Genomic DNA, 25203 nt, shown 5'->3' with positions numbered 1-25203 from the left:
TAATGAAAGCGTGTGAACATGCTTTTTTATTTATCTTCAAACACTGCTTACTTGCTGGTAAGGATAAATTATGAAAGTACAAAAAATAGAAACATCCAAAGGTAAAACATGGGAGGTAGACGGCTACCTAATCAATGGTGGTCAGAAAGTTAGAGTTAAAAAACGTGGCTTTGATAGTAAGCAGAGCGCTAGACAGTGGTTTAATAATGAGAGTGTACTGTTTGAGAATGGCGAAAGTCGATACAATAAAAAAACAACTCCCGACATAATGACTGTCAAAGAGTTGTATGATATGTGGTTAGAAACTTATCAGCATACTGTTGAAGAGAGTACACTTAATAAAACAATGAATGTATTTGACGTGCATGTCATCCCTAAATGGGGGAATACGTTGGTATCAGATATTAAACCACTTGATTTACAGCTTTATATTAACACAATGCAGGGCAAGATATTGCATTATCGTAAGATAACAGGCTATTTTAGGCGATTATTAAACATCGCAGTCAGAATGGATATGATAGCTGTGGATCCATTTACTAAAATTGAAATGCCACGAGAGCGCAGGCAACTCAATAAACACAAGCAATTCATGGATGTGGACGAGTTCAAAGCGTTTATAGATGTTCTGGATAATCAATATAGCCAGATAAACCAACAGGCATATACATTGCTTAGATTAGGCGCTTTCACGGGGATGAGAACCGAGGAATTATTGGCTTTGCAGTGGCAACATGTTGATTTTGATAATGGCTATATAATGATTGTTCAAGCGTTAGGACGTGGTTTAAATGGTAGCACCTACATCAAAGAACCAAAGAGTGTCACAAGCAGGAGAACATTAAAGATTGATAGTAATATGTTGTCCATATTAGCTAGTTGGTATGATTCTACCTCATATAATAGGAAGAAAGACTTTGTTTTTAGTTATCAAGGACGGACATTACAGGTCATGAGACCGAATAAGTGGTTGCATGATGTCAGTGATAAATACCATGTTGCGGTTGGTTTATCCATGCATAAGCTAAGGCATACGTGGGCGACATTAGCGCTTGACCAGGGAGCTACGGTTAAACAGGTACAGACTTATTTGGGACATGCAGATGTATCAATGACGTTAGATGTTTATAGTGATATAACCAAGCGTGCCAGTGATGACACGGGTAATATCTTAGCAAAGTTGGGAATTTAGGGAAACAAAATGGTAAAAACCGCCATGAGTGTTGATATGACAGGTGTGTAGTAACTCCCGTTAACTCCAATTAAGCTGTTTTACCGTTATTGTCGGTAAACAGCTTTTTTGATTGTTAACCTTGATGTGAACGATCTGATTATGAACGATTAGCGCGTCAGAAGTAGGTTGTTATCTTAATCACTTGGTGAATAGTCTTTATTAATTACCAATCGGCTACCAAAGGGATCTGCTAACCAAATTTGATTCGGTTTTGTTGATAGATTTTGATCATGCAATGATTGATTCAGGATTTTAAATAGTTTTTCGTCAATTGTGACGGTCCAGTTGACTAAACCATTCTCATCAGGACGTCGTTGTGTTAGGTCAGAACCAAACCACGTATTATAGGCGTGGTGATGGTGATAGGCGTTATGAGAGTAGAAGTGTGCGCTGCCCGCGATTTTAGCAGTTAATGACATTTGTAACTGGTCAATAAAAAAAGTATCACCTTTACGAACATTATCACCAACGAAGTGCAGATGACCAATCATTATACCAACGGGAAAACCCGACCAACCTGCTTCTTTAGCTTGCAATAGCGCTAAGACATCTACTGCTTTTGTACCCATTTTGACTAATCCTTGGTCCCATTGCCACAATGTTTGTTGACGATCGTGATAGAGCTCAATGCCGTTGCCGTTAGGATCATTTAAGTAAAAGGCCTCACTGACGTCGTGGTCACCTGATCCTAATGGATATTCGGCCAAAATTAAGCGTTCTATCAAACTTGCCAAGCTTGCTTTGTTGGGGAAAAGTAACGCAAAATGATACAAACCTTGTCGTTGCTGTGCGGTTTTTTGACCTGAAAATGATAATGTTAAAAAAGGCTGATCTTGATGAGTAAAAGCATAAGAAAACTGACTTGAACTTTGTTGCTTTTCGACAAGTCCTAGCATGTCGCGATAAAAGCTACGCATGCGTTGTTCATCATCTGCCATCAAACTGATGTGGCTAATTTTATAATCTACGTTAAGCATAAAATCTCCATTTACTTACTATTTATTAGTATAATAATATAATTCAAGACTTTTGTCTAGTTTCTTAGTTGTTTGGCTGTTATTCTGCAAATAAATAAAAAATTTAAATCAGGTCTTGACGCAAATAAAATGACTGTTATAATAATATTGTAAGCGTTTTCATGTGTGTGATTCGTTTATAGTCTGATACCGTACAATCAGATTACTCCTTAAACAGCACAACATTGTGCAAATTGATCAACGATGAGACTGACAAATTCATCGTTGATTTTTTGTATTTTTATGATAATTGTTATTTTTCTTTATATAATATACAAAATGTTGTTAATTCGTTTATTATGTATTTTTGGTCTACGTTTTTGTTAATTTCTGTAATGTTTGTGTAACATAAAGCAGGCACAATGGAAGACATGATAAAGAGAATATTGATTGCAAGCGCCACAATGACGGGAGTTGCATTGGGTGCATTGGGAACACAACTACAAACAGAAAACCAGCCAACAGATGCGGCTAGCCTTGACCAAAAAGTCGACGTAAAAGCAGTTGACGTAGCCGCTGAATCTCTGGCTGATGTTAAAACAATTGCATTACCCAAAGCACAAGTATCAAAGCCTTCAGAGAAAACTGAAGATAGCACTGATAAACAATCAGCGGCTAGCTCTGAAAATGTATCATCACAAAATGAAACTAATCAGACATCGACCGTAACTGAGGTTAGTACTGCTGCTGTAAAGACAGACAACGTTGATAATGTTTCATCAACCAATAATAGCCAAACCTCAGTGACCGCGGTTTCACAAACCCAGTCCACTACGCCAGCAGTATCTGCAGATATTCAATGGTTAATTCAACGTGAAAGTGGTGGTAATCCAAATGCTCAAAACGGTCCCTATTATGGTATCGGTCAATTAACTGAAGCTTACTATGCGCAATACGTTCCCGGCCAAGACTACCGTGGTAATTATGCGGTTCAGTTAGAAGCTATGCAAAAGTATATTGCTGCACGTTATGGTTCAGTTGCTAACGCAATTGCACATTGGCAAGCCAATAATTGGTATTAATAAAACGCGTAACCCGTCTCACGGGTTTTTTTGTTATAATAGATAGAGAAACAAACGAGATGAAAGATGGATATGATGCGCTTAGAACACTTTACACCGACATATATGGTCGAACGAATATATGATTTAACAGTCGATGATTTAAAAGCGCATGGGATTAAAACCGTGCTCGCAGATTTAGACAATACATTGCTGGCGTGGAACAATCCTGAGGGTACACCCGAATTACGTCAATGGTTACAGGACCTACGTGATGGCGGTATTGAACTAATTGTAGTATCAAACAATACGACAAAGCGAGTGGCTAAGGCAGTTGCACCGCTGAACGTAAATTTTGTTTCATGGTCGCTAAAGCCTTTGCCACGTGGCATACTACATATACTAAGGACTCATCATCTTAAGCGCGACGAAGTGATCATGGTTGGCGATCAAATGCTGACTGACGTTTGGGCTGCGCACAGTGCGGGCATTAGAAGCGTTTTGGTGCAGCGTTTAATTGAGTCGGATATGTGGCAAACATGGCTTAATCGCAGTATCGAAAAGTATATTAAAAAAATTGTCTTTAAAGCACATCCATATTTGAAATGGGAGAAAACATTACGTGACAACTGAAATCACTGACGAGTACGTTCAAACACAATTAGATGAAGGCTTACGCTGTATCGGCTGTGGGGCATTAATGCAAATTACTGACCCAGAAAAAGCTGGATATTTACCATTAAGCGCCTTAAAAAAAGCCATTGATAGCGATGCACTTTTCTGTAAGCGCTGTTTTAGATTACGTCATTATAACGAAATCCAACCAGTCGAATTGACTGATGATGATTTTGCCAGATTATTGCACCAAATTTCTGATACGAATGCGCTGATTGTCTACGTTATGGATTTGTTTGATGTGACTGGTTCTGAAATTGCCGGTTTGCCACGTTTTGTAGGTGAAAACAATCCTATTTTAGTGGTGGGAAATAAAGTAGATTTGCTTCCTAAATTGTTAAATCAAAATCGACTAAAGCAATGGTTGCAAACTATGCTTAAAGCTCAAGGAATTAAGCCGGCTGACATTTTTTTGACTTCGGCTGCGCATCCTAAAAACATAGACGCATTACTTGAACGTGTCGACCAATTAAGATTGGATCGTGATGTTTACGTAGTGGGTGTGACTAATGTTGGCAAATCAACGCTGATCAACCAGATTATTAAGTCACGGACGGGTGTTCAGGACTTGATAACGACTTCACGTTTTCCAGGGACCACGTTGGACCGCATTGAAATTCCGTTAGCAGATGGTCATCAGTTAATTGACACGCCAGGTATTATCAAACGCGAACAAATGGCACATGTTATTGCCGATAAAGATTTGAAGTATGCGCTGCCAAAGAAAGAGATTAAACCGCGTACTTATCAGCTCAATCCAGAACAGACGTTGTTCTTAGGTGGGCTGGCTAGGTTTGATTTTGTGAGTGGTGAACGGACAGCTGTCACGGCTTATTTTGAAAATAATTTAAATATCCACCGCACTAAATTGAATGGCGCAGATGAATTTTATAATCGACATGTTGGTGAATTACTAACACCAGCGCCACTGAATTTAACAGCTTCGCCACTTGTCAAACGCGAATTCAATATCATTGAAAAAAGTGATCTTGTTTTTGCAGGATTAGGTTGGATTACCGTACCAGCAGGCATTAAAGTTGCTGGTTGGGTACCAGAGGGCGTTGATGTGCTAATTAGAAAGGCTATGATTTAATGACACTTACAGGAAAACAAAAACGTTTCTTACGTTCACAAGCAAACACATTATCACCCATTTTTTCGGTTGGTAAAAATGGTTTAACGACAACTTGGCTAGAGGAATTAGTGATGGCGATTGCTAAGCGTGAACTAATCAAAATCAGCTTACAGCAAGGGTCTGAAGAAACGGTTGATTCAGTGGCTAACTATATCGAAACGCACTCAAATATTTCAGTCGTTCAAACAATTGGTCGAACAGTAATCTTATATTTACCAGCAGTAGAAGAGAAATATCAGAAAGTTTCAGTTGCTTTAGAAAAAATCTAAGGGTGTCAATATGCGAGAAACAGTAACCATTGCGCCACAAGTCCAAACGGAAACAGCGCCTCAAAAAGAAAAAAAACGAATCGGTATTTTTGGTGGGACGTTTAATCCACCACATATTGGTCAACTCGTTTTAGCTGAAAGTGTTGGGCGACAGTTGGGACTTGAAAAAGTTTATTGGATGCCGAATGCACAACCCGTTGATGGCACACATGCTAGTGCCATTGCACCGTCTTATCGTATGCAAATGGTTCATTTGGCAATTACCGACAATGCGTTTTTCGATATTGAACTTTTGGAAATTCGTAATGGTGGCGAGTCGCATACCTTTGATACGATGCGCGAATTAGTCTCATTGCATCCTGAGAATGAATACTATTTTATTTTAGGAGCAGAAAAAATCAAAACATTAGCAACTTGGGATCATATAGACGAGCTGAGTCAACTGGTTACTTTTGCTGCTGGTGTGCGCGAAGGGCAATCTACTTCATCAGATTACCCAGTATTGTGGTTTAACGTGCCGGATATTCGTGTCAGTGCATCAGAAATTCGGACGAGAATTAGAATGAATCAAAGTATTAATTATTTGGTGCCAGAACGTGTGGCCCTATTTATGCAAGAATATAATTTATATCGAGGATTTTATGACTAAATATTTTGATGGCAGTATTGCTCAACTCGAAGAAAAAGTTGAGGCTCGCTTGTCAGATTACCGTTTTCAACATGTACGTCGTGTACGGGATTATGCTATTCAATTAGCGGAAGCAAATGGTGTTGATCCCGATCAAGCAGAGGTAGCAGCGTTAGTTCATGACTATGCTAAAGAACGTTCGGATAGTGACTTTATAGCTGTTATTAAACGCAAAAAAATGGATCCCGATTTAATGAACTGGGGCAATTATATTTGGCACGGTGTCGTTGGTGCTGAGATGATTCATGATGAACTAGGAATTACGGATTCTGATATTTTAACGGCTGTTCGTGAGCATACCACTGGTGCTGGAGCGACGATGAGTAAGCTTTCACAAGTGATTTTCATGGCAGACTATTTGGAAGTGGGTCGTGATTTTGATGGCGTCCAAGTGGCAAGAGATATTACTAAACAGTCCCTTGGGCAGGGTGTGAAATACCAAATTGTGCATACGTTGGCACGATTGGTGAAAAAAGAAACGCCAATTTATCCCAAATCATTGGAAACTTATAATTACTGGGTTAGGAAAGAAAACTAAAATATGACAACAATTTTAAATGTGAACACAGTTTTGGAAACAGCAGTTGCGGCAGTTGATGCCAAAAAGGCTAATAATATTGTAGCGCTAGATATGCGTGAAGTGAGCTTGATGGCAGATTACTTTGTGATTGCCGATGCTGCCTCTACCAGACAAGTACAAGCCATTGCGACGGAAGTGAAAGATAAAATTGAGGCTGCCGGTGGTGAAGTACGATTTACAGAAGGTTTTCGTGAAGGGCAATGGGTATTGATGGACTTAGGTGACGTTATCGTACACATTTTTGATACTGAAAGTCGTGATTTTTATAATTTGGAACGATTGTGGCACGATGCGCCATATGTTGATTTAACAAGTTTATTAGTAGAAGATTAAACAGGCTGGGACACCTTGTGCCAGTTTTTTTATGTTAAAATTGAGATTATGACTAAGAACATTAATGATAATTACACAACTTTTGCTGCTAAGTATGACCAGCTATTTGATTCAGACATGTATCAGGATTGGTTACTCTATGTAAGGGAACACACCACTGCTACAAGTGTACTTGATCTTGGTGGTGGTGCTGGAAGGTTAGGCGTTTTGTTAGCAGAACACCAGTATCAAGTCACGGTTTTGGACTTGTCACCAGATATGTTGTCTTTGGCGCAGACGCATGCTAATCATGCTGACGTTGATTTGACACTTTTGCAGGCAGATATGCGTGAATTTAGTGATTGGTCGACGACATATCCACTTATTGTCAGTTTTGCAGATGCCTTAAACTATTTACCAACCATTGCTGATTTAGAGGCAGCGTTGTTCCAAGTCTTTGATCATTTGACTGATGGTGGCATGTTCCTGTTTGATGTGATTACACCTTATCAAATTAATGTTGGTTATGATAATTACTACTATAATAATGACGATGATCCAGAAAATATTTTAATGTGGACTAGTTTTGCTGGAGATGAAATTAACAGCGTCGATCATGATCTTAAATTTTTTGTTTATGATGAAACGATTGATGGTTTTAAAATTATGCGTGAAATTCATCATGAGCAAACGTATAATTTGGCTACTTATCAACAGTTGTTACAAAAAGTTGGTTTTAAAAACATTGAAGTTAGTGCCGATTTTGGTCGTGATGAGATTCATGAAGATACGACGCGTTGGTTCTTTAAGGCGGTGAAATCATGAAAGCAGTTGGCTTAGTCACGGAGTATAATCCTTTTCATAACGGTCATATCTATCACATTGAAGCAGCCAAAGCTGCAACTGGGGCTGACGTTGTTGTTGCTGTCATGTCTGGTAATTTTGTTCAGCGGGGTGAACCAGCGCTGATTGATAAATGGCATCGCACGCAACTAGCTTTAGCACATGGCGTTGATTTGGTAATCGAGTTGCCGACTTTTTTTGCAGTACAACCAAGTCATCTATTTGCCGATGGCGCGATTCAATTATTAACCGCTTTAGGTGTGAGACAAGTTGTGTTTGGTAGTGAGCACGCTGATGTTGATTTTTTGTCTTTGGCACAAAAGGCACCAGACGTTAATCAAAATGATCAATTTAAGCAACATAATCAAACGTTCGCGAGCGTATACGCACAACAACTTTCAGACAAAACTGGTTTTGAGTTAAAAGAACCCAACGATATTTTGGCTTTGGGATACGCAACAGCGGTGTTGAAACAACAATCGCCCATTGAATTAATACCAATTCAACGCGTAGCTGCCGGGTATCACGAGTTACATTTTTCAGAAACACAAGAAATTGCTTCTGCCTCCGCCATTCGTCTGGCGCTTCACAAAAATCGTGTTGAAAAAATCAAAAATGTGGTGCCGAATGATGTTTATCAAACGCTAAACACTCAAGCATCGACAATCAATTTTGAAGAAAAATTTTGGCCACTGCTACAGTATCGTATTACAACTGATACGGTTGGCCAGCTAGGGCAAGTCTACCAAATGGCGGAAGGGTTGGAACATCGTTTGGCCTCAGTTATGTTAACAGAACCGGCGCCTACGAATTACCAGAATTTTATTAAAAGAACTAAATCAAAACGTTATACATTTGCCCGAATGCAGCGAACACTATTGTACACATTGCTGAATGTCAAGGTTGACCAAATGCAGGCGGCCATGCAAGATCCTTATTTGCGTGTTTTGGGTTTCACGCCGAATGGTCAACAGTATTTGAATGAAATCAAAAAGCAGGTAACGTTGCCATTAATCAGTAAAGTGGATAATAATTTAGCTAGAGCCCAATTACGTTTAGACTATAAAGCCGGTAAACTGTGGCAACTCCTTGCAGATCATTCGACTGATCAGCAAGATGTCACACGTGCCCCAATATTTGTGGAGAAATAAAATGAAATATGCGAAGAATCAATTATTAAAATATCGTCAAAAACCTTTGGTGTTAGCAGAACAGTTAAATCTTGAAGCTGTTGCCAAACAACGTTTTCCAGAAACTGTTTTAGCCTTGTCACCTTTAGAAGTTGCGGGTCAAGTCAGCTATTTGGATAACGACGATATTATTCTAACGATGACGGTTACAGGTACGATTACCGTACCCTCGTCACGTTCTTTAGAGGCAGTTACATTACCAGTTGAAGTGACAATTGATGAACGATACATTGAAGATGCTACACGCCTATCAGATTTTGAAGAAACAGAAGCTGTATTTCTCCTTGAAAATGATGTATTGAACGTTGATGATGCTATTTTAGACAATATTATTGCTAATCTGCCACTACAAATTTTGACAGCGGAAGAAAAAGATAGTGATATTTTGCCCTCTGGAAAAGACTGGCATGTCATCAGTGAAGAAACATATAAAAATGAGAAAATGAGTGATAATGGCGTCAAATTAGACCCTCGTTTAGCAAAATTAGATGATTTTTTCAAAGAATGAGAAAACACTTGCAAAAAATATCAAAATCATCTAAACTAAAGTGAGTAATAGAATATAATATAGACTCGGTTTAGACCGATTTAAAATGTTGAGGACAAAAAATGAGTAAAGTATTAATTGTTGAAGATGAGGAAAACTTGGCAAAGTTTGTTGGTCTCGAACTCAAGCATGAAGGATATGAAGTTGAAACGGTGCACGATGGCCGCTCAGGTTTAGATTTAGCACTAGAAAATGATTATGATGTTATTTTGCTTGATTTGATGTTGCCAGAGTTGAATGGTTTGGAAGTTGCACGTCGCCTTCGCGAAGCAAAGAAAACGCCAATTATCATGATGACAGCTCGAGATTCAGTAATTGATCGCGTTTCTGGTTTGGATTACGGTGCTGACGATTACCTAGTTAAGCCCTTTGCTATTGAAGAGCTCTTAGCTCGCATTCGCTCGCTTTTGCGTCGTATTGCTATTGAGACAGAAGTGAATGACAAGCATCGTTCAATCATTAATTTTAAAGATTTGCGTATCGAAAAGGAAAACCGTATTGCCCGTCGGGACGACCAAATTATCAATTTGACTAAACGTGAATACGATTTGTTATTGACGCTCGTTGAAAACATCAATGTTGTACAGTCTCGTGAGCAATTGCTAAAAGAAGTTTGGGGATTTGACTCAGAAGTTGAAACAAACGTTGTTGATGTTTATATCCGATATCTTCGCAATAAGATTGATGACCCAGAAAGCAAAGCGTCATATATCCAAACAGTACGTGGTACCGGTTATGTTATGCGTAGCTGATTTTGGGAACTAAAATATGGATAATGATAGAAACACAACTGAAAAAGCCGCACGTCGCTTCTCACTGCGTTGGCAGTTAGCAATTGGAATGGCGTCTGGCTTTTTTGTTATCTTTATTATTTTTGCGCTCATTGTAACTTCCTTAGTTGAGAAGTATTATGGTAATCCACCTGATGCAATGATTTTTTGGCTGTGGGCAATTGTCATTATTGGTGGTTTTGCTATTTTTATGTTTGCTTTTTTGTTGACGCGATTAATCTTGAGACCAGTCACGTCAATTGAAAGTACGATTGAAGCGTTTGAAGATGATCCAATGACGGATGTGCGTGTTAGTGAAGTAGGCGCCAATGATGAATTTTCAGATTTAACACAGATTCTAAATCGTACGATTGATCGATTGCAAGGCTTAATTGGCGCGCAACAACAATTTGTTTCAGATGTGTCGCATGAATTGCGGACCCCAGTTGCCATTGTTAAGGGACATATGGAATTATTGAACCGCTGGGGCAAAGATGATCCAGAGGTGCTTGATGACTCAATAAAGTCTTCTCTTGCTGAAGTGCAACGGATGGAAACGCTCATCAATGAAATGTTAAACTTGACGCGAGCAGAACAAATTCCAATCGAAAACATCAAAGAAATTACGGATGTTGGTGGTACTGTTCATCGCGTGTATGATAATTTTAAATTGATACATCCGGAATTCATTTTTACGCTTGACGACGATTTATCTCAACAAGCTGAAGTCAAAATTCGGCAGGATCATATGGAACAAATTTTGATTATCTTAGCAGACAACGCTGTTAAGTATTCACTGGATCGAAGAGAGATTCATTTTGCGTTGTCACAAACAGCCAATCGCGTGGAAATCGGTGTGCAGGATTTCGGGGAAGGTTTATCTGCTAAAGATTCTCAACGTGTGTTTGATCGCTTTTATCGTGTTGATAAGGCAAGATCTCGTGCCAAAGGTGGTAATGGTCTTGGCTTAAGCATAGCACAACGGTTGGTAGAAGCTTATGGCGGTGAGATTGCTTTGGAAAGTGCTGAAGGATCGGGTTCAATCTTCACAATTCATCTACCTTTGTACCATGAGGATGAAAATGAAAACACTGGAAATTAACGTATTTGGTGTTGTGCAAGGTGTTGGTTTTAGATGGTTTGCACAACAGGCGGCACAAAAAAATAGCATCGTAGGGTGGGTGAGCAACCGCAAAGATGGTTCTGTGACAATACAAGCCCAAGGAACAGAACAAAATATGGCGATGTTTTTAACTATTATTAAAAAAGGCCCGGGATTTTATAGTCGCGTTGATGACGTTGAAATTGAATCAATTGCGCCGTTTGAATCAAATGTTTTTGCTATTCGATACTAATTCTTGGTATAATTATAATTTGTAATTATACGATGATTTTTAAACACGGTTTTCGAGGAGAAACTTTGATTATGAAACAACTGAAGCGCGTTTTAACTATTGCGTTTGTGATTTTGGATATTGTTTTACTGACGGGGGGCTATGATCAAAATAGTCGTATGTATCGTTGGATTGGTCATCCACTTGCTGAGGTAATGACCAACATTGCTCACTATATTGGTGGGATTGATGGCATCGGTTGGGCAATTGTGATTATCACAGCTATTTTACGTTTGATTTTGTTACCATTTTTCTTGAATCAACAAGTGAATACAACAATTAATCAAATTAAAATGCAGACACTGAAACCCGAAATTGATAAATTGCAGGCCATTTCACGCAAAGCTGGGACACCAGAAGAGCAACAAAAGGCTAGTATGTCAATGATGTCACTTTATCGAGAAAACGATGTGAGTGTCATGGGCGGTATGTCCTTTTTGACAATGGCGATGCAACTGCCAGTCTTTTCAGGATTGTATTCAGCCATCTTGCATGCGCCAGCCCTAAAGGGCGCTTCATTCTTCAATTTTGATCTTGGTAAGCCTCAGCTTGTCTTTGCGATTATCGCCGGTATTATTTATTTAGCTCAAGCATGGTTAATGATGCAACACATGCCACAAGAGCAGCGTAAAACTTCAGCTGCCATGATGTTTATTAGTCCAGTCATGATTTTTGGTTTTGCGATGATTGCCAGCGGTGCAATTGGTCTTTATTTTGTGGTTGGTGGTATCTTTGCTTTAATCCAATCATTGATTCAACATTTGCAACGGCCAGGTCTTGAAAAGCGTGTGGCTGGTGAGTTTAAGATTAAAAAAACTGCTGATGATTTAATGGCTGAAGCAGCTGCCAAACCAGCTAACCCTTCAATTCTCAATAATACTCAAGCTCCTGGAAAGCCATCTCAAACAAATCAAAGCAAAAAAGGGCGCAATGCAGGTAAACAGAAGCGTTAAAATTATAGTAAACTTTGAGTGTCAACAAGCATAGAAAGAAAAGTACATGGAAAGAATTATTTCAAATCAAAATTCACGCGTTAAGGCATGGGCAAAGTTGTCATCAAAAAAGGGCAGATTAGAAAATCACACCTACTTACTTGATGGCTGGCATTTGGTGGAAGAGGCCGTTAAGGCGAACGCTAAGTTTCATGCAGTCATGGCAACATCATCACAAATGGCACTACATTTGCCAGAAGTACCACATGGTGTACCCGCTTTTGAAATCAGTGAAGAAGTTGCTAAGCATATTGCTGGCACTAATACGCCACAAGGTATTTTTGCAGAAATCAGTTTGCCAGAAAAAACATTCGACCCTGCATACGTTCATGATGGTGCGTGGTTATTGCTTGACCAAATTCAAGATCCCGGGAATGTTGGGACGTTGGTTAGAACAGCTGATGCTGCTGGTTTTAAAGGTGTTGTACTAGGTGAAGGCACCGCAGATGCTTTTGCACCTAAAGTAGTACGAGCTATGCAAGGCTCCCAATTTCACTTAGAAGTTTTAAATGGTGATCTCAATCAATGGGTTGATGCGTTGACAAATAATGGTTTGCCAGTATATGGTTCTCAGTTGAATGAAGCAGCGCAATCATATCGTGACATTGAGCCAAGCACACAGTTTGGATTGATTTTAGGTAACGAAGGTCAAGGTATGTCCGATGAACTGGCAGCTAAAACGACGGCTAATTTGTATATTCCGATTCAAGGACAAGCAGAGAGCCTGAATGTAGCCATCGCTGGTGGTATTTTGATGTTTAGTTTGTCTTTGGGGAATGAATAACTGAGTTGCTGTTTCTCCAAAACTAGCGATTTAAGGATGAATTTGCTATAATAGAAATATCGATTTAAGTAGAGGTTATGATTGTGGAAAAGACACTCACCGTTGCTTTGATTGTCGTGGGCTTTATGCTTATCGTCACAGTCATGATGCAACCTAGTAAACAACAAGACGCGTTATCAGCTTTATCTGGTGGTGCTGGCGATTTGTTCGCTGAACGCAAGTCACGAGGATTTGAAGCAGTTATGCGCCGTGCAACGTCTGTTCTTGGGGCGCTATGGTTCATTATTGGTTTTGCGCTGATGTACATTTCAGCCCATTAAAAAACGAATTGGTCAGTTTACGCTTTTTTCGTAGACTGACTTTTTTTATATCGAATGTTGCTTCATTAAGAAGAAAATAATTAATTTAAAAGGAAAACACATGCATTTAGAAGAATTAAAAGCACAGCTGAAGGGTTTTTTGAAAGCCAATTCATCACAGTCTTTTTCAGCACAAAATTTAGCTGATGGCTTACGTATGACTGATGCTGCCGGCTATAAACAAGTGGTTAATGCACTGAACGCGCTCGTTCGGGGTGGAGATGCACTTGATCATGAACAACACTATCAGTACAATCCGAATGCAGGTTATACGTTTGGTGAGTACCGTGCTAATGACAAAGGATTTGGCTTTGTCAAATATGACGACGAATTACCTGATTTTTTTATCAATCCTGAAAACACGTTGCAAGCAATGCAAGGTGACAATGTTCGAGTCGAAACGATTAAACCGTCGCCTTCACCGGACCGTGGTCCTGAAGGTAAAGTGGTTGAAATTTTGGCGCATGCTTACGAGAGAATTGTGGGCACTTTTTCGCTTGGGTCTGATGCTAAGGACATGATTGGCGAACTTACGATTAGCGATAAAAAAGCGATGAGCTTCAAGGTTTTAGTTAGTGGAGAGGGCTTGAAGCCAAATGATGGTCAGGTTGTTGTGGCTGAAGTTGTACGTTTTCCCGATCAAATTCACCCCAAAGAGCTCGTAGCAACCGTTACAGAGACACTTGGTTACAAAGATGAACCAGGAATGGATATTTTGCAGATTGTTTACAGCAAAAAGGTTCCCAATGAGTTTCCTGCTGATGTGTTAGCGGATGCTGGTAAAATACCAACAGATGTACCAGATTCTGAATGGGCCGGTCGTGAGGATATCACAGAGCAAACATTGGTGACCATTGATGGTGCAGACACCAAAGATATTGATGATGCGGTTGTTGCTTGGAAGCTAGACAATGGTAATTATCATTTAGGTGTTCACATTGCTGACGTTTCTCATTATGTAACAGAAGGCTCTAGCATTGATCGCGAAGCGTATAATCGTGGCACGTCAGTGTATTTGACAGATCGTGTTATTCCAATGTTGCCACGTAATATTTCTAATGGTATTGCTTCGCTTAATCCCAATGTTGTCCGTTTAGCAATGTCAGCTGAAATGGAAATTAATCCACAAGGTAAAGTTGTTAATCATCGCTTACATACTTCTGTTATGAAGTCACATGCTCGCATGACGTATGATGCAGTGAATAAAATTCTCGAAGGGGATGTTTTTGTCCAAGAAGAATATGCAAACTTAGTACCTATGTTCAAAGTGATGGGGGAGTTGCATGATATTTTGTACAATATGCGTAAGCAGCGTGGTGCGATTGAGTTTGACGCACCTGAGGCACAAATCATTGTTGATGACGAGGGTAAAGCCGTCGACATTAAGTTGCGTGAACGTGGTACGGCTGAACGTATGATTGAATCCTTTATGTTGGCAGCAAACGAAACTGTTGCCGAGCATTTTGACAAATTAGAAGTACCATTTTTATATCGTATTCATGAAACACCCGATGCAGAACGTGCCAAATCATTCTTTGAATTTTCAAAGGCTTTAGGACATCCAGTGATTGGGGATCCAAACAAAGTGACACCAATTATGCTGCAAAAACTAATGAATGATGTTGCGGGAGACCCTGCCGAACAAATGATTTCGACAATGATGTTGCGTGCGATGAAGCAAGCTAAGTATTCACCGGATCCAGTTGGACACTTTGGTTTGGGCGCTGATTTTTATACACACTTCACCTCACCAATTCGACGCTATCCCGATTTAACCGTGCACCGATTGATTAAATGGTACGCTCAAAATGGCTATGGTGTATCAGCACAAGAAAAGTATGCCAGCCATCTTGGCCAAATTGGTGAAGATACTAGTACTCGTGAGCGTCGTGCTATTGACACAGAACGTGATGTTGACGCACTCAAAAAAGCTGAATATATGCTTGATAAGATAGGACTAGAGTTTGACGGTGTTGTCAATTCGGCTCTGAAATTTGGTCTATTTATTAGTCTAGAAAACACTGTTGAAGGACTGGTGCATATATCAAATCTGACAGATGATCATTATGAGTACGATGAGTCACACGCAGCATTGATTGGGCGATCCAAACACCATATTTTCCAAATTGGTCAAAAAGTTCGGGTGAAAGTGATTCGTGTCAATAAGGATGAACGAACAGTTGACTTTATGTTGGTCAATCCGCAAGATGCACCAACCACTGCTATCCGCGTTGCTTCTCAATCGCATGGCAAATTTGGGAAGGGACGTAACCGCGATGAACGTCGTAAAAATGAACGACGTGGCAAGTCAGAAGGTCCAAAAACTAAACGAGGACCATTGGACAGCAAACAGGGGCACAAACGAGATAGTAAACGTAATTTCTAAGGTGGTTTTGAATGGCAAAGAAAAAACAGAATGAACAATATCTTGCTCAAAATCGAAAAGCTAGGTTTAATTATGCAATTTCAGAAACCTTTGAGGCGGGTATTTCACTGACAGGGACAGAAATCAAGTCAGTGCGTGCCTCACAAATTACAATTAGTGATGGCTTTATTACAATACATGATGGTAATGCCTTGCTAACCAATGTCCATATTGCTTCATATGCACAGGGAAATCAATTTAATGTTGACCCCTTACGTACACGGCAACTTTTACTTCACAAACGAGAAATTGCCACACTAGCAAAAGCTGCACAAGAACAGGGTGTGACAATCGTACCCCTTAAAGTTTATCTGAAACATGGTTTTGCTAAAATTCTGATTGGCATTGGACGTGGTAAAAAGAAGTATGATAAGCGTACTGACATTAAAAAGCGTGATCAAGATAGAGAACTAGCACGACGTTTTAAAAATTAAATTCGATTATCAGTAATAACCGTTTAGTAGCTATCATCACTATTGACCGGAACTCTAATAATCGATATACTTAATGTATGTGAAAATAGAGTTTCACAAGCTGAAAGGAAATGCTAACATGATAGTTACAATCATTTCAGCGCTCTTCGCAATTGTGATTGGTTATGGTATTGGCTATTATATGCGTAAATCTCAAGATGCACGCCAAGTAGCTTCTACTAAACAAATTGCAGCTAACATTCTTGAACAAGCAAATAAAGAAGCTAAAAGTTTAAAACGTGCAGCTGAAGTTGATGCCAAAGATTTGGCTCAGACTTATCGCAATCAGGTCGACGACGCATTTAAAGACCGTCAAACGCAGTTGCAACAACAAGAACAAAGGCTTGAAGACCGTATCAGTAACCTCGATAAGAAAGATGCGGCCCTCAATCAACGTGATGCTTCTCTGATTCAAAAAGAGAATCAGGTCCAGACACGTTTGGACGATGCAGAAAAGAAACACACGGTTGCCCAAAATTTGATGGTATCACAACAGGAAAAGTTAGAGGAAATCGGTCAACTTTCTCCAGATGATGCGAAAGAACAAATTTTAAGTAAAACAAAGACAACGCTCGTACGTCAGCGTGCTGCTTTGATTAAGGAAGCACAAGATGATGCAACGAGTGAAGCTGAAAAGCGAGCACGTAATATCGTCGTGCAAGCGATTCAGCGGTCGGCAGCAGATGCGGTGGCTGATGTTACTGTATCTGTTGTGAACCTACCAAGTGAAGATATGAAAGGTCGAATTATTGGCCGTGAAGGCCGCAATATTCGAACACTAGAGTCTTTGACTGGTATTGATTTGATCATTGATGATACACCTGAATCAGTTGTCTTGAGTGGTTTTGACCCTGTTCGTCGAGAAATTGCCAAAATGGCGCTTGACGCATTAGTGGCAGACGGCCGAATCAATCCTTCTCGCATTGAAGAGATGGTTGAAAAGTCACGACGCCAAATGGATGAAACCATTCGTGAAAAAGGTGAACAGACCGTATTTGAATTAGGTCTACGCGGTATTCACCCTGATTTGATCAAAATGATTGGACGTATGAATTATCGAACTTCATATGGACAAAATGTGCTCCAGCATTCAATCGAGGTCGCAAAACTTGCGGGAATGATGGCAGCAGAGCTTAAAATGGATGTCGCGCTTGCGAAGCGCGCTGGTTTATTACACGATATTGGAAAAGCGGTTGATGCTGAAGTTGAAGGATCACATGTTGAGTTGGGTGTTCGATTGGCAGAAAAATTTGAAGAAAAGCCGATTGTGATTAATGCAATAGCCTCTCATCATGGTGATGTTGAGTCAATTTCCCCAATTTCAGATTTGGTTGCAGCAGCGGATGGCATTAGTGCAGCTCGACCTGGGGCTCGTAGTGAGTCGTTAGAAAATTACGTTCAGCGTTTGAAGGACTTGGAAGCAATTGCTAACAATTATCCTGGCGTACACTCTGCTTATGCAATACAAGCAGGACGAGAAATCCGCGTCATTGTTGAACCTACTAGAGTTAATGATTTACAGGCCACAGTTTTGGCACATGATATTAAATCAACTGTTGAAGAAAAGTTGGACTATCCTGGTCATGTCAAGATTACGATTATTCGTGAAACGCGTGCTGTGGACTATGCCCACTAATTACAATTAATTGAAGTGTAAAATCAAGTTAAAAAAAGTCGTTCATTGAACGATTTTTTTTGTTATAATTAACCTAATTGAAAACGTTTTATTTTTCATAAAAAGTTAACAAAACGTGATTTTAATAGCATCAACAAGGAGGAGTATATGGAACCTGGACAACTTGCTTTACTGATTTTCGCCGTTGCATTTTTAATTCTGGTGATTTTTATCGGTATTTTCTTGATGCGTTTAACACGATCGTTAGGTGTTATTACGCTGGACGTCGATACAATTGCAAGGTCAAGTAATGAGATACTTGGTAATGCCAACACATTGCTGAACGATGTGAATGGCAAAGTTAAAAAACTTGACCCTACTATCCAAGCGGTGGCTGACTTGTCGGAAACGGTATCACATCTCAATAGTTCGGTGCAAAATGTTACGAACCGATTCTCGAGTGCAAAAGCTACGGCCGGTGCTGGAGCAGGTGGTGTAGCGGCTGCAGTTGCAAAGAAAGCAACGTCTGCTGCGATGAACAAATTCAAATCAAAAAAGACGGAGGTCTAACATATGTCAAAAGCAAAAGGTTTATTTTTCGGAATTTTGGCTGGCGCGGCAGCGGTTGTTGCTTTTAAAGCCTTACCTAAAGCAAAGCAGGATCAGCTAACTGAAAAAGCGCAGGAAACAGGTGTATTACTACGTGATAAAGCTTATGATGCTGCCTATGCTGCTGCGGATTTAGCAGGAGATGTTACGGAGAAAGCAAAGGCTAAAGCCACAGAACTCAAGTCACAAAGTCAAGAAAAGTATGGTGATCAGTTAGATTCAGCTTCTGGTAAGCTCAAGGAAATTACTGATCAAGCAGCACCATATGTTGATAAGGCGAAAGACTTTGTATCTCCTTATGTTGCTAAAACACAGGATGCAATTGCCGATTTGCGTGACAAGTTTGCTAGTGAAGACATTGAATTAACGCAAGACGATGTTGATTTGGAATCCGCACTCGCTGATTTGGCTGATGAAGAGAAAGCAGATGAAACAGTTGCAGAGGAAACTTCTGCCGATGTGGAAGAAGTTTCTGCAGAAAAAGCCGTTGATGAATTAACTGACGAAACACCAAAGGCAAACTAATTTAAAAGCTGAACACCTTATAATAGGTGCTCAGCTTTTTTTGTATTGGCAAAGTGTAATTTGGCAAATTGATTAAGGTCTTTGCCATCACGCAGTAGTTGTGCGGCAACTTCATCAACTGCATGCCCTGCGCCAATGGGGAGTGGCATTCCTGCAGATTCGCTAAGCTGTTTGAGTGAATTAAGTTCAACCACTCTAGCTAGAATGGAAGCAGCGGCAACACTTAAATGGTATTGTTCACCTTTCGTCGTGAAGTAAACGTTTTCTGCAATAATACGTGGTTGATGAGACTTGTTAAGATAACGATAATAGGTATCGCGTTGTGCAAATTGATCAATTAAAATTGCTCGTGGCTTTTTTGGTGCAATTTTGTCAAGCACTTTTGCCAAAGCAAAATTGTGCGAAATTGCTTTCATTTGATTGACATTATTATTGGGTTGCAACTGATTGTACTTTTCTGGCATCAAATTAACGACATGATGTGGCAGACGTGCAATTATTTCTGGTGCAATGGCTCTCATTTTTTGATCAGTTAAGGTTTTTGAATCCGCAATACCCAATTGACGTACCCAGTCAAGATCGTCCTCACTGACAAAAACGGCAGCAGTCGTTAATGGACCAAAATACGCACCGGCACCCACCTCATCAGATCCCAAAACAGACCAATTTTTAAAATCAATTGGAATACTGTCCGAATTGTGGTTTGTTTTACTTTTAGGTGTCAGAGTTTGCCATTTGGCTGCTTCAAGACTATGTCCTTTACCTTGAAACATAACTTTGCCAGATTGGTAGCCTGTAATGTGTGTCGTGGGGGTGCGGGCTGAAAAAATAGCACCATTGGGAATCACGTTATTGCTATACTTGGCATAATATTGAGCCATCTTTTGTAATTGTCCGGAAGAAACTTGAATAACTGTTTGCATATTAGCAAGTATAGCAGTTTTCATGGTTGAGGTCGATAACTTGTGTTGCCGATTATCCTGTCTAAGTGTGATGACAAAGTCGAGACTGTAAAAACATGTTGACGAGAGGCATTTTTTTCGGTATACTTAATATTTGTTATGGCGCTATGGTCAAGTGGTTAAGACGTCGGCTTCTCAGGCCGAAATCGAGGGTTCGACTCCCTCTAGCGCTATTAGTATATTTCAAGGCGTTGCATAAGGTATCAAAACCTGATGCAACGCCTTTTATTGTCAACAAATGCAGGATATCGTATTCTTTTCTATAATGAGAGGGACAGATATGCAATAGAAGAGCTGAATGAGTTCACGTGAACAGAGTATATTATCGTATTTAGTGGCGTTTTAATTGCTAAGCGACTTGATGTGGCCAGAATAAGTATAAGGCATATCCAACCAAAGCGATGCCCACCAGAACGAGCAGTGACTTAGTGTAGCGGTTTGCTATTTTTCGACTAACCAAGACCAAAAATATTCCGAGGACTAAACTAATTATCATAATAAAAAATAAAATACGATTGTTCATGCCGTTTTCCTTTTATCCAAAATGTGAGTGTATAGACTAAGCTGAAATATAGCAAACCTTGAATTGTAATTTTGTTTAATAGTTTATCAACAAAGCTACTTTCTGTCAGTAATGAAATGTTGAGCATATTGAGAGTCGGTTATTGCTATAAGCGCTGGCGCGTGTTGATAGAGAAGGTATATGTTAAAGGAGGTGCTTGGCAAATAGTAAGACTGTGATTGTTTTTTGTGCCAGCAGCAGTATTAATTATCTTCAAAATCAGCACGACGTTTGATAATGATTTTTTTATCTAAGGTAATGGATATTCCTTCCTCAAAGTAGCCACTAGCTTCTACGGTAGCCTCATTTTCGCCAACTTTGAGCATTATCACTGGACCACCCTTAAAGTTATCAGAAGTATCGCCAATAGCTATGTTGCCTTGATCATTATCCATAACAATAGTGTTTACAGGTAATACTAGTTGCCAGCCATAAGCTACTGTTTGAGTCTTAATTGCTTCATTTTCTGTTGTCATTGTTAATTCTCCTAGTAGTGTTTTCGCTATATGCTTGTTACCAAGTCAATGTATTCAACTATAATGTTTGCAAGAAAATATAGTCCTTTTAATTGTTAAAGCTCCACAAACTCACAAAAAATAAAATGTTCTTTGCGTATATTAATCATACCAGACAGTACAAGAAAACTGAAAGCGTGTCAGTGCGAAAATTATTACTAAATTAACAAAACTGGCGGTGAAATAGTTAGTGGTATCTGCGATTATAATTGTGGATTTAGCGTTTTAGAATTGGAGCACTGAACTAAAAAATTATCAATAGGATGTGTCGGTTGCCTTAAATGGGTCATGTGATAAAAACAAGTGAGTGTCTAACGATGCAGAAAATGACGAGATAAATATTTGGCAGATTGTAAAATTAAACCGAACACCTTGCATAAAAAAACTGCAGAGACTTTAATGGTAATTGACTAAAATCAACCATAAAGGATCTGCAGCTTATGTCTTCTAGTTTATCAGCTCACGAACGTTCTGTCATTGAAACAATGATCAAACTTAATCATTCAACTCGAGAAATAGCCCGTTTCTTAAAGCGTTCTCCTGCAACTATTACCTACGAGTTAAATCGAATTAAACCATACAATGCACAACAGGCTCATCATTTAGCCCAGTGTAATCGGCACAAACACGGTCGCCATCCGACCCTAACACCTGAAATATCAGCTTTTTTGAACCATCACATTGGTATCTTGAAGTGGTCACCAGAAACGGCTGCTCATGTATTGGGTATTGCTTTCAAGACCATCTACAACTGGATTCATCATGGTTTGCTTAAAATTAAGTTATCAGATTTACCTGATAAAGGTATTCGACGTAAACGTCAATCTGACGGCCGTAGACGTGTTTTTGCTCATGGCCGTTCAATTGAAAAACGACCAAAAGCTGTCCAATTAAGACAAGAATTTGGTCATTTTGAAGTTGATACGATGCAATCTGGTAAAACACGTGGCGATGTTTTAGTGACCATCACAGAACGATTGAGTCGACAACATATCATGAGACATGTCAGTGGGCGCAATAGTCAGGCAGTGACACCAGCTATTATTAGGTTTTTCAAGGGTATAAAAAATGCTAAATCAATTACAGTTGATCACGGTCGAGAGTTTGCAAAATATGATGAAATAGAAGAACAGCTAGGCATACCGATGTATTTTGCACACCCATATTCACCAGAAGAACGTGGTAGTAATGAAGTGCTAAATCGATATGTCCGTCGTTTTATCCCAAAAGAACGCAAAATTGAAACCATCAGTCAGAAAGAATTAGATCAAATTAATCATTGGATTAATGCCAGGCCAATGAAAACGCTCAACTGGCAATCACCACGAAAAGTCTTTCAGAAACATGCGGTGTTCGGATGATTCTTGCAATCTGCCATTTTTGTATTATATTTTTTAGAAATAAATAAGTGTATAATGGCAATTAAATGAGTTTTGAAATAGAGAGACGCTATGAATTTAAAGACAGCGAACAATCTCGTTTTAATGACTATTGTTGGCAGCATTTTACTCAGCATGGTCATTGAAGCGCTATGGTTTAAAATATTTGCTAGTGTCATGATTACAATCGCAATGATTAACTATTATATTGTCATGAAAAAAGAAAAGCAATGACAACATTTACTTTTTTTGTGATAATACAGTAATATATAATTAGTTTAAAATGATAAAAATGGGTGTAAAATAATTAGCAAGAGGGGTAATATTTTTAAGGAGATATTGCCATGTATTTAAGTTCTGAAGATTTCATTAATATTTGGTTCTATTTGGTGTCATGTTCAGCGTTAGGATTGATGATGGTGACGGCGATGATTTATTATCATTTTAAAAAGTGATTACCAGTTATCAAGGGATTAGTAGCTAATCATGTTAAAAGACATTAGTTTTCGCTGATGTCTTTTTTTCATTGCAGTATCAATTTTGAACATAATTATAACAAAAATGGTTAAACATTGATAAACGAATAGCAATAGCTTTATGGCAAGGTTTCTAATAGAAAATAAAAAATAAGTAATGTATATATTTTGATTGACAAATGTATATATACAAAGTGTGATATTAAACATGTGCAAATTATGAACAATTTTCTAGGAGAAATGATGAAATACAAAAAAACTATTGCTACGTTAGCTATTGCCGCAGCTTTTGGCACAGGAATCGTCTTAGCCGACAATAACTCATGGCAAGGGTCACCTAACTTAAGCCATACACGTTCGATTATTGACCAGTTGGGTGCTAAATTGACAGCACAGTCAAATCAAATTACATCATTGAGCACGCAAACTACTACGGCGCAGAATCAATTGACAGACGCGCAAAACAATGTAGCAAACATGCAATCTCAATTAACTAGTCTTCAAAATCAATTGGCACAAGCCAAAGATCAATTGACACAGGCTAACAACCAAAAGCAACAAGAGTTACAACAAAAGCAACAAGAAATTCAACAAAAAATTGACGAAATCAATCAAAAAATCGCTGAAGGCAATCAAAAAGTTGCCGATAAACAAAAGGAACTTGATAACGTTCAAACCCAGCTCTCAGATGCTAATAACAAAGCCTCACAATTGCAAAATCAATTAAATGATGCGCAACAAAAACTAAGTGAAGCCAACAATAAGAATTCTGATTTACAAAAACAATTAGACAATGCTTTGCAAGATGCAAAAGACACAGAGGCATATGCGCAATCTGTTTTAAACGCACACCAATAATATAAAATATTTGCACATCACGCGATCGAGCCATTCATCAGGGCTCGTTTTTTTATGAGGATAGAAAAAAAGACATGAGTTACATGTCAACTAAAAAGTGATGATTAATTTTATAATGCGGTCCAGAAAGTGACGATGCCAAAGATAATACCAGGGAAATTGGCTGCTGCTAATGGCAGGTCACGCTCTTCTTTAATCAGGCCATAGGTAACCCACAAGGCACAGTTAACAGCGGCAACCAGCGGTTGCACGGGATTACCTTTAGAACCAGAGAGATTATTCAAAATTTGAGGGATATAAGAAACATACATCGTAATTGACATGATGGTAGCTGTCCAACTTAAATATTTGATGAATTTATCGTTTTTCATTGATTACCTCTTACTACAAAATTATAGGACAAACCATTTTTCAAAATCAAATTAATAATTTCAATCTTTAGGCTTTATGAGGTAAAACTAGTCATAGGTTGGCAGATGACCCAAATAATCAGCTTTAATACCATCAGGCGTAATTTTAATGTGACCATTTTCATCAATCTGCACTAGATCGCCGACATGCCATTGACCGTCGTTTTTCGTTAATACCCTAAAACCAAATCCGCTTTGGATTTTGGTTGCAATCGTTTCTCGGTCGAGCGAGATAACTTTAGTTGCATCAAATTGATGATCATTTGTGACCCGATAGACGTGTGCTGCCTTGATTAAGGCATGATTTCGTGAATAATTTATTTCGAAAATATAATATGCGGCCATTATAATGCCTCCTAAATATCTGATGATTTTCGTAATGTAAACGTTTACGCTATACGTTAATCATAACGCAAAAACCGAAAAGTTAAAAGATATCGAATTCGTTAGGGCAGATATATTTTTTTCAAACAAATGTTTGTTATGCCTCTGATCGAAATCAGATGATGAAATATGATGATACCACAGTAAAATAAACACTCAAATTACACTAAAATCTGGCAACATTATATTGATCAAGTTTGATTGTGTCAATTCAAATAGTC

General features: G+C 39.0%; 31 protein-coding genes and 1 tRNA gene. 26 read left to right on the top strand and 6 right to left on the bottom strand.

Annotated elements, in window-relative coordinates; genetic code table 11:
• Nucleotides 1-70 precede the first annotated feature (70 nt).
• Nucleotides 71-1192: a site-specific integrase gene (locus tag ACI3ES_RS08620; protein WP_114666885.1), complete on the top strand. Its 1122-nt coding sequence runs from the start codon at nucleotides 71-73 to the stop codon at nucleotides 1190-1192.
• Between the two features lie 176 nt (nucleotides 1193-1368).
• Here the strand turns inward: ACI3ES_RS08620 and ACI3ES_RS08615 are convergent, their stop codons facing one another.
• Nucleotides 1369-2211, bottom strand: coding sequence for a VOC family protein (locus tag ACI3ES_RS08615; protein WP_114666884.1), 843 nt, complete (start codon nucleotides 2209-2211; stop codon nucleotides 1369-1371).
• Between the two features lie 410 nt (nucleotides 2212-2621).
• On the opposite strand from ACI3ES_RS08615, the gene ACI3ES_RS08610 reads away from it, so the two are divergent.
• The 21 genes from ACI3ES_RS08610 (at nucleotide 2622) to ACI3ES_RS08510 (ending at nucleotide 19436) form a co-directional block, all read left to right on the top strand.
• Nucleotides 2622-3272 (top strand): peptidoglycan-binding protein, encoded by a 651-nt coding sequence (locus ACI3ES_RS08610; protein WP_233127284.1) that lies wholly within the window; start codon nucleotides 2622-2624, stop codon nucleotides 3270-3272.
• Between the two features lie 75 nt (nucleotides 3273-3347).
• Nucleotides 3348-3884 (top strand): YqeG family HAD IIIA-type phosphatase, encoded by a 537-nt coding sequence (locus tag ACI3ES_RS08605; protein WP_031941039.1) that lies wholly within the window; start codon nucleotides 3348-3350, stop codon nucleotides 3882-3884.
• Nucleotides 3874-5019: a ribosome biogenesis GTPase YqeH gene (yqeH, locus tag ACI3ES_RS08600; protein ID WP_114666883.1), complete on the top strand. Its 1146-nt coding sequence runs from the start codon at nucleotides 3874-3876 to the stop codon at nucleotides 5017-5019. Before ACI3ES_RS08605 ends, yqeH begins: the two co-directional genes overlap by 11 nt.
• Nucleotides 5019-5330, top strand: coding sequence for a ribosome assembly RNA-binding protein YhbY (yhbY, locus tag ACI3ES_RS08595; RefSeq protein ID WP_004911944.1), 312 nt, complete (start codon nucleotides 5019-5021; stop codon nucleotides 5328-5330). The genes yqeH and yhbY overlap by 1 nt, the downstream gene beginning before the upstream one ends.
• A gap of 10 nt (nucleotides 5331-5340) precedes the next feature.
• Nucleotides 5341-5979 (top strand): nicotinate-nucleotide adenylyltransferase, encoded by a 639-nt coding sequence (locus ACI3ES_RS08590; protein WP_080519463.1) that lies wholly within the window; start codon nucleotides 5341-5343, stop codon nucleotides 5977-5979.
• Nucleotides 5972-6556, top strand: a complete 585-nt coding sequence (gene yqeK, locus ACI3ES_RS08585; RefSeq protein ID WP_114666882.1) for a bis(5'-nucleosyl)-tetraphosphatase (symmetrical) YqeK — start codon at nucleotides 5972-5974, stop codon at nucleotides 6554-6556. The genes ACI3ES_RS08590 and yqeK overlap by 8 nt, the downstream gene beginning before the upstream one ends.
• 3 nt (nucleotides 6557-6559) lie before the next feature.
• Nucleotides 6560-6931 (top strand): ribosome silencing factor, encoded by a 372-nt coding sequence (gene rsfS, locus ACI3ES_RS08580; protein WP_004911956.1) that lies wholly within the window; start codon nucleotides 6560-6562, stop codon nucleotides 6929-6931.
• Between the two features lie 48 nt (nucleotides 6932-6979).
• Nucleotides 6980-7735: a class I SAM-dependent methyltransferase gene (locus ACI3ES_RS08575; RefSeq protein ID WP_114666881.1), complete on the top strand. Its 756-nt coding sequence runs from the start codon at nucleotides 6980-6982 to the stop codon at nucleotides 7733-7735.
• The gene (locus ACI3ES_RS08570; protein WP_114666880.1) at nucleotides 7732-8904 is read left to right on the top strand and encodes a nucleotidyltransferase; all 1173 of its coding nucleotides are present in this window, start codon (nucleotides 7732-7734) and stop codon (nucleotides 8902-8904) included. Before ACI3ES_RS08575 ends, ACI3ES_RS08570 begins: the two co-directional genes overlap by 4 nt.
• Before the next feature lies 1 nt (nucleotide 8905).
• Nucleotides 8906-9451 carry a DUF177 domain-containing protein gene (locus ACI3ES_RS08565; RefSeq protein ID WP_114666879.1) on the top strand — a complete coding sequence of 182 codons (546 nt, stop codon included), beginning with the start codon at nucleotides 8906-8908 and terminating at the stop codon, nucleotides 9449-9451.
• Between the two features lie 101 nt (nucleotides 9452-9552).
• Complete coding sequence (locus tag ACI3ES_RS08560; protein ID WP_004911968.1) at nucleotides 9553-10242, top strand: response regulator transcription factor; 690 nt, start codon at nucleotides 9553-9555, stop codon at nucleotides 10240-10242.
• A 16-nt stretch (nucleotides 10243-10258) separates the two neighbouring features.
• Nucleotides 10259-11362 (top strand): cell wall metabolism sensor histidine kinase WalK, encoded by a 1104-nt coding sequence (locus ACI3ES_RS08555; RefSeq protein ID WP_080519461.1) that lies wholly within the window; start codon nucleotides 10259-10261, stop codon nucleotides 11360-11362.
• Nucleotides 11343-11615, top strand: a complete 273-nt coding sequence (locus ACI3ES_RS08550) for an acylphosphatase (protein ID WP_004911975.1) — start codon at nucleotides 11343-11345, stop codon at nucleotides 11613-11615. The genes ACI3ES_RS08555 and ACI3ES_RS08550 overlap by 20 nt, the downstream gene beginning before the upstream one ends.
• A gap of 71 nt (nucleotides 11616-11686) precedes the next feature.
• The gene (yidC, locus tag ACI3ES_RS08545; RefSeq protein WP_114666878.1) at nucleotides 11687-12607 is read left to right on the top strand and encodes a membrane protein insertase YidC; all 921 of its coding nucleotides are present in this window, start codon (nucleotides 11687-11689) and stop codon (nucleotides 12605-12607) included.
• Between the two features lie 46 nt (nucleotides 12608-12653).
• On the top strand, nucleotides 12654-13430 hold the full coding sequence (locus tag ACI3ES_RS08540) for an RNA methyltransferase (protein WP_010279865.1): 777 nt from the start codon (nucleotides 12654-12656) through the stop codon (nucleotides 13428-13430).
• 83 nt (nucleotides 13431-13513) lie between these two features.
• Nucleotides 13514-13750 carry a preprotein translocase subunit SecG gene (gene secG / locus ACI3ES_RS08535; protein WP_277872951.1) on the top strand — a complete coding sequence of 79 codons (237 nt, stop codon included), beginning with the start codon at nucleotides 13514-13516 and terminating at the stop codon, nucleotides 13748-13750.
• 100 nt (nucleotides 13751-13850) lie between these two features.
• Nucleotides 13851-16175, top strand: coding sequence for a ribonuclease R (gene rnr / locus ACI3ES_RS08530; RefSeq protein ID WP_114666877.1), 2325 nt, complete (start codon nucleotides 13851-13853; stop codon nucleotides 16173-16175).
• Between the two features lie 11 nt (nucleotides 16176-16186).
• On the top strand, nucleotides 16187-16648 hold the full coding sequence (gene smpB / locus ACI3ES_RS08525; protein WP_004911992.1) for an SsrA-binding protein SmpB: 462 nt from the start codon (nucleotides 16187-16189) through the stop codon (nucleotides 16646-16648).
• A 118-nt stretch (nucleotides 16649-16766) separates the two neighbouring features.
• Nucleotides 16767-18323: a ribonuclease Y gene (gene rny / locus ACI3ES_RS08520; RefSeq protein ID WP_004911994.1), complete on the top strand. Its 1557-nt coding sequence runs from the start codon at nucleotides 16767-16769 to the stop codon at nucleotides 18321-18323.
• Between the two features lie 147 nt (nucleotides 18324-18470).
• Nucleotides 18471-18872, top strand: a complete 402-nt coding sequence (locus ACI3ES_RS08515; protein WP_080519458.1) for a DUF948 domain-containing protein — start codon at nucleotides 18471-18473, stop codon at nucleotides 18870-18872.
• A 3-nt stretch (nucleotides 18873-18875) separates the two neighbouring features.
• Nucleotides 18876-19436: a hypothetical protein gene (locus ACI3ES_RS08510; RefSeq protein WP_080519457.1), complete on the top strand. Its 561-nt coding sequence runs from the start codon at nucleotides 18876-18878 to the stop codon at nucleotides 19434-19436.
• Nucleotides 19437-19453: 17 nt separating this feature from the next.
• Here the strand turns inward: ACI3ES_RS08510 and rnhC are convergent, their stop codons facing one another.
• Nucleotides 19454-20359: a ribonuclease HIII gene (rnhC, locus tag ACI3ES_RS08505; protein WP_114666948.1), complete on the bottom strand. Its 906-nt coding sequence runs from the start codon at nucleotides 20357-20359 to the stop codon at nucleotides 19454-19456.
• 140 nt (nucleotides 20360-20499) lie between these two features.
• Between rnhC and ACI3ES_RS08500 the strand changes: the two genes are divergently transcribed.
• Nucleotides 20500-20571: transfer RNA gene (locus ACI3ES_RS08500), tRNA-Glu, on the top strand.
• Between the two features lie 176 nt (nucleotides 20572-20747).
• Here ACI3ES_RS08500 and ACI3ES_RS08495 read toward each other — a convergent pair.
• Nucleotides 20748-20921 (bottom strand): hypothetical protein, encoded by a 174-nt coding sequence (locus tag ACI3ES_RS08495; RefSeq protein WP_181809836.1) that lies wholly within the window; start codon nucleotides 20919-20921, stop codon nucleotides 20748-20750.
• A gap of 242 nt (nucleotides 20922-21163) precedes the next feature.
• Nucleotides 21164-21436, bottom strand: coding sequence for a hypothetical protein (locus ACI3ES_RS08490; protein ID WP_114666876.1), 273 nt, complete (start codon nucleotides 21434-21436; stop codon nucleotides 21164-21166).
• Between the two features lie 479 nt (nucleotides 21437-21915).
• Between ACI3ES_RS08490 and ACI3ES_RS08485 the strand changes: the two genes are divergently transcribed.
• The 3 genes from ACI3ES_RS08485 to ACI3ES_RS08475 all read left to right on the top strand — a co-directional run bounded on the left by ACI3ES_RS08485 (nucleotide 21916) and on the right by ACI3ES_RS08475 (nucleotide 24188).
• Nucleotides 21916-22836: an IS30 family transposase gene (locus ACI3ES_RS08485; protein ID WP_012268558.1), complete on the top strand. Its 921-nt coding sequence runs from the start codon at nucleotides 21916-21918 to the stop codon at nucleotides 22834-22836.
• Nucleotides 22837-22926: 90 nt separating this feature from the next.
• Nucleotides 22927-23088: a hypothetical protein gene (locus tag ACI3ES_RS08480; RefSeq protein WP_181809835.1), complete on the top strand. Its 162-nt coding sequence runs from the start codon at nucleotides 22927-22929 to the stop codon at nucleotides 23086-23088.
• 482 nt (nucleotides 23089-23570) lie between these two features.
• Nucleotides 23571-24188 (top strand): hypothetical protein, encoded by a 618-nt coding sequence (locus ACI3ES_RS08475; RefSeq protein ID WP_242029663.1) that lies wholly within the window; start codon nucleotides 23571-23573, stop codon nucleotides 24186-24188.
• 110 nt (nucleotides 24189-24298) lie between these two features.
• On the opposite strand, the gene ACI3ES_RS08470 is transcribed toward ACI3ES_RS08475, so the two are convergent.
• On the bottom strand, nucleotides 24299-24559 hold the full coding sequence (locus tag ACI3ES_RS08470) for a SemiSWEET family transporter (RefSeq protein WP_114666874.1): 261 nt from the start codon (nucleotides 24557-24559) through the stop codon (nucleotides 24299-24301).
• Nucleotides 24560-24646: 87 nt separating this feature from the next.
• Nucleotides 24647-24943: a hypothetical protein gene (locus ACI3ES_RS08465; protein WP_407631970.1), complete on the bottom strand. Its 297-nt coding sequence runs from the start codon at nucleotides 24941-24943 to the stop codon at nucleotides 24647-24649.
• Nucleotides 24944-25203 lie beyond the last annotated feature (260 nt).

This window comes from Leuconostoc falkenbergense, from assembly GCF_045801155.1.
In the GTDB taxonomy this organism is placed as follows: domain Bacteria; phylum Bacillota; class Bacilli; order Lactobacillales; family Lactobacillaceae; genus Leuconostoc; species Leuconostoc falkenbergense.
Note: the sequence above shows the minus strand (reverse complement) of the source record. Positions and strands in the feature narration are given on the sequence as shown.